Source organism: Marinilabilia sp., assembly GCF_016278715.1.
In the GTDB taxonomy this organism is placed as follows: domain Bacteria; phylum Bacteroidota; class Bacteroidia; order Bacteroidales; family Marinilabiliaceae; genus Marinilabilia.
In genome coordinates, this window is the sequence record NZ_JADQBH010000266.1 from 1 (window position 1) to 9,347 (window position 9,347).

Here is a 9,347-nt window from a genome sequence, read left to right on the forward strand (position 1 = left end):
GCATTGGGACTTTTACCGCCATACACGTCCACCCGGAGCATTCCATGGGCCTGTTTGGCTTTTTCCACCCCGTTTTCAATGTCCTGATTGAACTTGCTGCTGCCGGAAGTCCGGGAAGTAAGGGCGGTCTCTTCAATGCCTGTCAAAAGGACGATCTCATAAGCGTAAGGGTACTTTTGCTCGGCCTCCGAACGCTTTAAAAAGTTGTATATGCTGCTTATTTGTTCTCTGTAATCTAACATGGCTCTGTGGTTTAAATCCTGTGGGGGATGATTTTTACAAATTCCAACCGGTAGGGTCGGAAGTTTTCGGCTTTGGTAATCAGGTCGATGTAATCGGTAAATACCTGATAGCGGTATTCGTCCATAAACTCGTATTCTTCCGGAGTGGCCGTAAACACGTTGTCGCTGCTGACCATCTCCAGCTCTGTAATGGATGTGGGAAGTCTCTGGGTATTGAGAATCCACATGTCGTTTTTCAGGTCAATGGTCTGACTGGCTTTGGTCACATGAACCACTACCGGCTTTAACTGGTAGCTGTCGATGGTTCTAAGACCTGCTATGCGGTCCTTGGCGATGGTATGTAGTAGCTCACTTGTGTTCATCTCATTAAGAGTTTAATTTTCAAAGGCATTCGATGGAACTCGCTTGGGGAAATTCATTTCATCTGAGAAATGGCTATTTGCTCGTTTCATATTCAATGTAGATTCTAATGGTCAGCAAGCTGCCATCGCTGTTTTTATTGCTTTTGAAAACGGTGTGGATATTGGAGTTGACCTCCAATGGCTCATGGAAGGGAATGATCTCTTTTTGCAGGTTGCGGACCTTTCGGTTGGCGGTCAGCACATAATCCCGAAGCAGAAAGCTGTTGCCATTTATCAGCAGACTGATATTGCCACACTCGTATGGTTTTGGCCTTTTATAGGCTTGCTTGGCGTAAACGAAGACTTCTTCCTTTTTCTGATAAGCAAAATTCAGCACCTCTTGAGCGATGAAATCGGCAAAATCGGTATTGGTCATGATTTTGCCCCTTTCATAAAGACCGGCTTCATGGTAGAGGTAATCGGCAAGTCCATCTGATAAAAGCTGCGTCAGGTTATCGGTCAATAGTTGTTGGCGCGTTTCATCCAGACAGGTAAATCGGATGTTTGCACTCAAAACGCTGATAACCTCCGGCAACATGGAAGCCTCAAAATAGGCCCGGCTTTCTTCTTTTGTGGAGCGGGTACGCAGGTAGGAATAGAACATTCCGGTAATGCGCTCCTCTTTGAGCAGATTGGCTATCAAAGCTTGTGGAAACACCAACTCTTGGGTAATCTCTTCCAGCTCACCGGATTGTTTAACCGTGGCAATAACAGTCACCCCGGTAATCAGTTTACAGGATGCCGGGAGCAGGTCCTGAACATTCAGGTGCCCGTTGTGCTCGGATTGATGTGTAATGACAAAGTATCGTTTCATGTGTTGGAGGGGTATGATCGGTTACTTCTTGTTGACTTCGGCCAGCAGGTAAGCCCTTACATGGTAGCTGTCGGCCACGGCCAGATTGGCACTGTCGTCTTTGTAGATAATCCTGACCGGGCTGTTCTTGGCTTTTTCATCCACCGGGAAAGCCACATCTTCTATGGAGAGACTGTCGTTGTGGTGGAGTAATGCCACTTCGGTATCATCGGGAATGATTTCGGTATCATCAATCCACACTCTGAGGGTTGCCCCTTGCAGCGCGTCGGGATTAGAAAGGCGCAGGAACAGGCCTTTAATGCGGTCGTGTTCGGTCTTGGTGTTGCCATTGAACTCATAGGTCTGACCTTTTTTTACCTCAAACTTGATGACCTGAAGTTTCTTGATGGGATTGGAAGGATTGATTGCTTTTGTTTCCATTTCAAAGGTGTTTTTTAAAAAAAGGGACGGCTCATTTACCGCCCCTTCCAAATTGATGGTATGCATCCTGTTGCGGTCATCACAGAGTCAATCTTTAGTATGGTTTTACTCTTTTCTCTGACGGCAATGCAGATGGCTCTTACGCTTTCTCGGTCATGGTTCCAAGCAGGGTAACCTTTACTGCCGGGTTGAAAACCTTATCTCCGGCCACTGCCTTGGGCATGTTCAACTTTGGCGTGATGTCCATGGATGGTTTCAACCACTTGGGGTTGGCCAGCTTATAGAGGAACTTGCGCTTGGTGGTATCACTGTCGTCGAATACTGCGCACGAGATTTCAGGAACAATCACTTTGGTGCCTAAAGTCATCTCAAAGGTTCCGTTGGTCATTTGAGGTGGAAAAGCGAACTGCCCAAATGCAAAATCTGCCGGGTCGTTGTCATCCTCGGATGCACCGTGGGCATACTCCAGCACGATGTCGGTTAGAAGGAAATACTTTCCGCTGTCCAGCTGTGCCCGGTTCAGGTTGGTACGGCCCGTTTTCTTGTCGTCCGATGCTTCCATCAGATCGATGTCCGAGCGGTCTTTGATGCCCTTGATGGTGTAGATGGCTGCATCTACGGTCTGCATACGGGCATCTTTCAGGGCCTTCTGGATTTCCGGGGGCAACTGCTGGCGACGCAGTTCAAACTGACCTTTGGAGGTCAGATCTCGGGTCAATCCGGTTTTGACGGCAGTGCTTTTAGCCCCTGCATTATAGGAGCGGCGAACAGCACTCTTGCGGGTTGCTCTGCGCTTTACCCTGCGTACCTTCCTTTTTTGTTTGCGCCTGGCACGTCCCAGGTCACCAATGCCTTCAACGGCATCGTCCTGATCTTCTTCCTGCTCTAATGCGTCTTCTTCTCTCTCGAGAAGGGCTGCTTCCAAACCTTCAATATCGTCCATTGAAGGGTACAAATCATTTTGCTCATTAATGTCTGCCATGATTGTTATCTTTTTTGTTGTTAATAAATTGATTTACTAAAGTTGAGTTGTCGTTTCGGGGCCGGTCAGGATTCCATCATATCACCTGAGAAGATGTCGAAGTCCATGCTGTCGGGATTGATTTTAGCCGGAGAGCCAGCCATCTCATCCTCATAATCCATAGCTCCTACAGGGTCGTCCGACATGGCATAATCTGCGGTGATATTGCCCACCGGCTCATCCGACATGGAAAAGTCTGCGGCTCCTGATACCGAATTTTGGATTTCTCTTTCGATGTCAATATCTGCTGCCGGAAGAGATTGGGTAACGGGATTGAGTGCCAACATCTGGTCGTCATCTTCTTCGCCCATCAGGCCTTCCAAACCCTGAAGGATGGTTTTGCCGGTGGCTTTCTTGATGACGGCTTCAACGCCTGCTCCGGCTGCACCCACCAAACCAATCCGGATGTATTCGTTTTTGGTGAACTGCGTACCTATCAGTCCACCCATAGTGACCGCTGCCGGAATGATGTAATCTTTCATGTCGGTTCCCATCAGTCCGGTGACGGTCTGACTTTTGGATAACTTTTTCAAAGCAAACTTACCAACGGCAAACCCTGCTACGGCAGCAACGGGTTTGCCAATGTTATTGGTGGCTTTCATAAAGTCAATCTTGCTTGCCCTTGGCCTTGTGGCCGGGGTTCTGGAAGTCTTTTTTCTTACTGCCATTTGATTAAAATTTAAGTTCTGGTATTAACTGAGTTCGATTTTTCCGAGGGATTTCTTTTCTAAAGGTGGCTTTCGCTTGGTGGTGGCTTTTGGTTTACTATTAGATGGTCGCAGCATCAGGTAGGTGCCTGTTCCGATGAGTGCGGCCAGCCCCAGACCAATTCCTATTTTGGCTCCTTTGGAGATGCTCTTGGTCGGAATAACTGATGTGGGCGCAGGGGTTAGGGATTGTCTTGGGTATTGTGCTCCGGGTTGCATTTGGGATTGTGTTTGGAATGGGGTTTGGGATTGTGGTTGGTATTGGGTCATATCCTGACCGTAGTCCACCATGTTTTGGGATGTGGCGGTTTGTTGCTTGCGTGCGGCAATCTTCTCTTTGGCCTTTTTAAAGATGTTGGTCACCGGTTTGAGCCAGTTCTTGATTTTAGCCAGCACCCCTGATGCTGCACCTACCGATGCTGCCGTGGCCACGGCACCCAAAGTGCCCAGTTCTCCAAGTTCGCCAATGGCTGACAATCCTTCCAGTCCGGCGATGATGCCTTCAGCGCCTTTCAAAGAGAAATCCGGACTTTTCTGTTTGGCCCCTTTCAAAATGGCGGAGCGAAGATTCTTTTCCCTGCCTTGTAAGCCATTGAAGAGCTTTTTTACTTTAGCATGACGTTTCTTCAAATCGGCCAGTTTCTTAGGGTCGATGTTGTGTTTGGCGGCCAGATGATCGGGCAGGTAAGCGTATTGCAGTTTTTTGGCAATGTCGAACATGTTTAGTCGCGAACCTGCCAGAAGGCCGTTGCGTATGGCAATGGACAAAGGATTGAAACGGACAACGGCCTTTACAGCTTTCTTGGCGATCTTACCGGCTTTCTTGACGCCCTTCTTAATGCCTTTACCGATTTTCCTGCCAATGCGTTTAAGGGATTTGAAAAAGCCGCCCAGACCTCTTTGTCCTTCCAGTCCGTCAATCTCTTCATCTAAATCATCCAGCTCCCCCAATCCCTGAATGGCTTCCGAATCGTATTTGATTAAACCGCTTTTAACCAGTTGGTCTTCAATGGTGGAGAGTTTGTCCAGCACTTTATCCCGCTGGGGTGTGTGCCAAAACTTGATGGCCTGATTGAGCATACTGATGAACTGGTCGGGATTCTGGATATGGGCCATCTTGCTTTTGTTCTCCTTGTTTTTCAAAAGGAAATCCCGGGTACGTTTCAGGTAGCTCAGTGTGGCATCTTCTGCGTTTCCCAAACCATTGATGGCATCTTCAAAGTCCAGTCCGGAGACAATGGCCATCATTTCACCATGGTCAGCATCCGGGATGCGTCCACCAGCTATATCCAATCCGGATAATGCGTAGATGGGTAACCCTAAGCCAAGTGTGCCTGTCAGGCCGTTAATGCCTCTGACGCCGCCCACCATTTCAAGCGCTGACATATTAAAATTGGACCTCTCGAAGCTGTAAGGTTTTTGGTAGTCGAACTTGGAGAGTACCGGGTCGATGATAATCTCATCTTCGCTGTCTCCTTTGGCCGGGACAAACACATAAATATGCTGGAAGTAGCTTTTGCCATCGTATTTGGTAATACGGAACCGGAAAGGAATGCCCAGACATTTAAGCAAAGAACCACAAAAGATGCTGTAATCATCACAATCAATGCCAGCGTTGCTGTTGCCCTGTTGTTTGAACCTGATCTGGCCGTCCTGCCAGCTTCTGGCCGGGGTTCGGAGCTGTTCGGTGCCATCCTCGTCCTTTTGGTATTGCAGGTAGGTATAAGCAAAATTGAAGATGTTGCGGCAGGTGTTCTTCACTTCGACAGGCTCAGTGAGCGAACCACTTTTAAGCGTTTTGGCCAGTTCCTCCACTTCCCGGTAGTGGTCGGCCACGATGTTGATGCAATTTTCAACGGTCTCCAGTACGTTGCCGTTTTTGATAAACTTTTCCGTTCCGGCAGCCTTTTTAATAAGATGGTTGAACTGACGTCCGTCTTTGGTATTGCGTGGGCCGGAGACAACACCCAGTTGTCCCGATGCTAATCCGTTCATATTGTTATCAGTTAAGTTTTGCGTGGTGGTGATGGTTTCCCCGTTGATATTAAGGGTAAGTGTGAAGCTCAAATCGGCTTTGAACTGCTCAGAATTTTGGAGTATTGCCATGGAGAGACCTTTGCCTAAAAGGTTTAGGAAAGGCACCTGAAAAGTAATTTCCACATCCCGGGTTTTGCCGGCTTCAACGGTCAATCCTTTAATGTTGGGAGTGGAATAAGCGATGGCCGAAGCTTTGTATTTGGCCACTACCTGATTGATGGCAAGTGTGATGGGGGCTTTTGTTGGATTGTAGCAACGCAGCTTGACGGCAAAGCGGACTTCCTGCAACGTCAGCTTATGAATGCGAAAACCCAGGAGGGCAAAGTTCATTTTGGCCCCTGCCAGAAGTTTTTTGCCTTTGGTAAACAGGAGAAAACCACCTCCGATGGCTGCGGCAACGGCCAATGTGCCTACTATCTTTTTTGTGTTTGCTTCCATAGTGAAAACAAACATAGGGTTAGGGTTAAGCTATGGGGTGACTGTTATTGACTGTTTTTGTTCGTTGTTGATTTAAATAGTTTATTTTTTACCGTTGTAATTTATTTTATTTCAAGTTCATTGAGAAAATCAACCAGTTTTGAAAACAGACTTTTCTCTAATGGGGATTGGCTTTTTTTGATTTTTTCTTGCAGGTATTGCTGCGGGACTTGTTTTTGGATAAGGACTTTGGCCAGTTTACCCAGCTCCGCCATAATATCGGATTGCTGGAAGCTGTTTTGTCCGGTGGGAACTGCCTGTTCGCGTTGCAGGTCTAATAACAGGGTTTTGTATTCTTCCTGCATCTGCTGAAACCGGAGGGCAGAACCGCCTTTATCGGGATGCAATTCTTTGGCGAGCGTCCGGTATCGTTGCTTGGCTTGTTCCAAGTCGGTGGTGTTTTGAAAATAGTTCATCTTTCTATTATAGTTGGTTATATTCTTCGGGTGTGATACTAAAGTGCTCCAGTATTAGCCGAACCTGTACAAAATTGTAGGTGTGCTTATTCATAGGGCCGGCATGACTCACTTTTGCTTTGAGCTCCGGACACAGGTCGATTTCTTTGCGCAGTAACTGCAAGGCACTTCGGATGGAGGTGCTGTCTGGATACAGCTTTTTAACCAGCTCCTGCTTCAAAATGGTTCTACGAAAAATCATATTCAGATGAATTAAGTGGTGAATACAATGCAAAAAGCCCTGAAAAGGATTGAAAATGCAGGTTTGGCGAGTGCTTTGCGACTGCTTTTTTGTCCTTTTCAGGGCTTTTGAGGATATTTGAATTGCTTTTGGCTACTTCGGGAGTATAATGCGAATGCTTTTGAGGATATACCCGATTTTGAAGGGTATATCTTGCCTGTTTATGCAGGCTTTTAGGAAAAATTAAAAGATGTTGGAGTACTTTGCCGGAAATGGCAGGAAAAACTGAGAATGTTCGGTTACATTGCAGGGTACAAACAGCAATAAGCCCATTGCTTAGGCTTATTGGCACATAGAATTTAAGTATGTCGGGCATAATTGTTTAATTATACCCTTGAAGGATAGCGGAGCTAAGATATGGAAAATTAGAAATTAAAATTGGGTTAAGGAAATAATATTCAACATTTTTTAAAAGTAAGACACCTAACAGTACCAAAAGAACAAAAAATACAACACTCACCCTCTTTGGGTTTTAGCGTAGTTTTGCAATTTTTACACTCATAAAAAATTGGCAGGAATCTTCCGGCATGTTTTCTTCCTTTTTATACCCACAATCGGGACAGGTTATTATTGACACATTTTTTGACTTCATAAGCCAAATTTATTAACAATCCATCCCTCAATTATCTTCCATTTATTTTCAATTTAAAAAATAGTCTGATTCATGCCAATCGTTTTCGAGATTATACTGTACATCGCCTATAGATTGTATTTTGTCTTGTGGTTTAATGTCTGAGTTGACTATTAAATCGTAAATGACTTCAACGGTAAAGACTATATTTAGACCAACGCCCAAGGAAAAGGCTTTTCCATAACTTTTGCCTATTGTATATTGAATGTGCCTTTATTATAAACTTTTAGTTTCTTGGAGCGTACATGATTATTCCCATCCCGATAAGCGCTACAACTCCTCCAATTACATCATACCTGTCAGGAATAAACCCGTCCACTTTCCACCCCCAAATTATCGCCATGATGATAAAAACTCCGCCATAGGCAGCATATACTCGCCCAAAATTAGCTGGTTGCCATGTTGCCACAACTCCATACAATACAAGAGTTATCCCGCCAATTGCCCCAAACCACCAAGGTTTATTTCCCCTGAGCCATTGCCAAATAAGGTAGCCACCCCCAATTTCACAAAGCCCGGCTAAAACAAACAGGAGAAAAGAATAAAATATTTTTATACGGATCTATTTCCCTAATTTTAGAATTCTGAAAGCCCCTCTTATTACAATCAAAAAAACGATGGCTCCAATAATCAGGTCGGGGTATTTCGACTGCGTAAGCAACACCAAAACCCCGGCAAGGATAACACCTGTATTAATTATTACGTCGTTGGAGGTGAAAATCATGCTAGCTTTCATGTGTGCCTCTTTGCTTTTCGATTTTTGAAGCAGATGTAGGCAAACAGAATTGGCTATAAGTGCCAATACAGAAACTCCAATCATTATTCTGAAATCAGGCATTTCTTCTGCTCCGATAAACCTTCGGATTACCTCCATAAGACCAATACCTGCCAGTGTTAATTGAAAGTAACCGCTTAAAGTGGCTACTTTCTTTTTGCGGAAAACAGCAGTGCCCACAGCCCACAAACTTAATCCATAAACAGCTGCATCGGCAAGCATATCAAGCGAATCGGCAACCAGCCCCATGGAATTGGATATAAAACCTGTAGTGATTTCAATGATAAAGAAACTGAAATTAATAATCAGCACCGTCCACAATAATCTGGACTGACTGCCTGTGCTTTCCAATTGAAAGTCAGAATCAGTAACTGCTCTGTTTTCAACAAGATTTGCACCGAGCTTAAGGCTCTCCAGTTTCTTTGTGATTTCTTTATTTTCAACCGAATGAAAAATGGAAAGTTTACGGTTTTCAATATCAAATTCCAATTGACGGATGCCGTCAATTTCATACAGCTTCATGCGGATAAGGTTTTCTTCCGAGGGGCAGTCCATCTCCGGAATATTGTATATTGATTTTTGCATTACTTTCTTTCCTTAAGGATTACATTCAGCGGAATAAACGCACCTACTTTCAACCCCCAATTGATATTATCGGCTGGGGTAAAAAGAAATGCAAAAAGATTACCGCCCTTGAGTTTTACATTGGGTCCGCCCTGTAAAATAAACTTATTATTGTCGGCCATATATTCTGCCGAAGCCACAAACGATACAGGAACTTTCTTATCCATGCCTACAAACCAATATTCGTTGAAAGTGTACAAGCTGTTCATGAAAGGAGTGTAGCCTGCTGAGAAATACCAACTCTTGTTCCACATCATCCCAATTTCCCCGTGCAAACGTACGGCTTCGGTACGGTTTCCGTCAAAGTCATAAATAACCAGAGGATTTACTCGGGCTCCTACAATTAATTTATAGGGTTTCTTTTCAGTTTCCTGGGCAAATAACAAACCTGAAAAAATACTTAATATCAAAAATATGGTAATTCTTTTCATGATTTTTTATCAAAATTAATCAATATTTTCTATTTCAAATCTTGGTTTTTGAAATAATGATTTTGTAAGAC

13 protein-coding genes and 1 pseudogene are annotated in these 9,347 nt (G+C 44.8%); all 14 read right to left on the reverse strand.

Annotated elements, in window-relative coordinates; all coding sequences use genetic code 11:
* Positions 1-242: hypothetical protein (locus tag QZZ43_RS16260; RefSeq protein ID WP_291861571.1), on the reverse strand; the 242-nt coding region annotated here is incomplete at its 3' end.
* 11 nt (positions 243-253) lie between these two features.
* A complete protein-coding gene (locus tag QZZ43_RS16265) occupies positions 254-604 on the reverse strand; it encodes a hypothetical protein (RefSeq protein ID WP_291861573.1) in 351 nt (116 codons plus the stop codon).
* A 73-nt stretch (positions 605-677) separates the two neighbouring features.
* Complete coding sequence (locus QZZ43_RS16270) at positions 678-1,457, reverse strand: hypothetical protein (RefSeq protein ID WP_291861574.1); 780 nt, start codon at positions 1,455-1,457, stop codon at positions 678-680.
* A 21-nt stretch (positions 1,458-1,478) separates the two neighbouring features.
* On the reverse strand, positions 1,479-1,877 hold the full coding sequence (locus tag QZZ43_RS16275) for a hypothetical protein (RefSeq protein WP_291861576.1): 399 nt from the start codon (positions 1,875-1,877) through the stop codon (positions 1,479-1,481).
* Between the two features lie 139 nt (positions 1,878-2,016).
* On the reverse strand, positions 2,017-2,859 hold the full coding sequence (locus tag QZZ43_RS16280) for a hypothetical protein (RefSeq protein ID WP_291861578.1): 843 nt from the start codon (positions 2,857-2,859) through the stop codon (positions 2,017-2,019).
* Positions 2,860-2,924: 65 nt separating this feature from the next.
* Positions 2,925-3,566, reverse strand: coding sequence for a hypothetical protein (locus QZZ43_RS16285; RefSeq protein WP_291861579.1), 642 nt, complete (start codon positions 3,564-3,566; stop codon positions 2,925-2,927).
* Positions 3,567-3,590: 24 nt separating this feature from the next.
* Positions 3,591-6,095, reverse strand: coding sequence for a hypothetical protein (locus QZZ43_RS16290; protein WP_291861581.1), 2,505 nt, complete (start codon positions 6,093-6,095; stop codon positions 3,591-3,593).
* An 86-nt stretch (positions 6,096-6,181) separates the two neighbouring features.
* Positions 6,182-6,535, reverse strand: coding sequence for a J domain-containing protein (locus QZZ43_RS16295; protein ID WP_291861583.1), 354 nt, complete (start codon positions 6,533-6,535; stop codon positions 6,182-6,184).
* Positions 6,536-6,542: 7 nt separating this feature from the next.
* Positions 6,543-6,776, reverse strand: a complete 234-nt coding sequence (locus QZZ43_RS16300) for a DUF4248 domain-containing protein (RefSeq protein ID WP_291861585.1) — start codon at positions 6,774-6,776, stop codon at positions 6,543-6,545.
* Positions 6,763-7,131, reverse strand: a complete 369-nt coding sequence (locus QZZ43_RS16305) for a hypothetical protein (protein WP_291861587.1) — start codon at positions 7,129-7,131, stop codon at positions 6,763-6,765. Before QZZ43_RS16305 ends, QZZ43_RS16300 begins: the two co-directional genes overlap by 14 nt.
* Before the next feature lie 82 nt (positions 7,132-7,213).
* A pseudogene (locus QZZ43_RS19645) lies at positions 7,214-7,407 on the reverse strand (GDCCVxC domain-containing (seleno)protein).
* A 265-nt stretch (positions 7,408-7,672) separates the two neighbouring features.
* Positions 7,673-8,008 carry a YnfA family protein gene (locus tag QZZ43_RS16310; protein ID WP_367221670.1) on the reverse strand — a complete coding sequence of 112 codons (336 nt, stop codon included), beginning with the start codon at positions 8,006-8,008 and terminating at the stop codon, positions 7,673-7,675.
* A complete protein-coding gene (locus tag QZZ43_RS16315) occupies positions 8,009-8,806 on the reverse strand; it encodes a cation diffusion facilitator family transporter (protein WP_291861589.1) in 798 nt (265 codons plus the stop codon).
* Positions 8,806-9,276: a hypothetical protein gene (locus QZZ43_RS16320; RefSeq protein ID WP_291861590.1), complete on the reverse strand. Its 471-nt coding sequence runs from the start codon at positions 9,274-9,276 to the stop codon at positions 8,806-8,808. Before QZZ43_RS16320 ends, QZZ43_RS16315 begins: the two co-directional genes overlap by 1 nt.
* Positions 9,277-9,347: the final 71 nt, after the last annotated feature.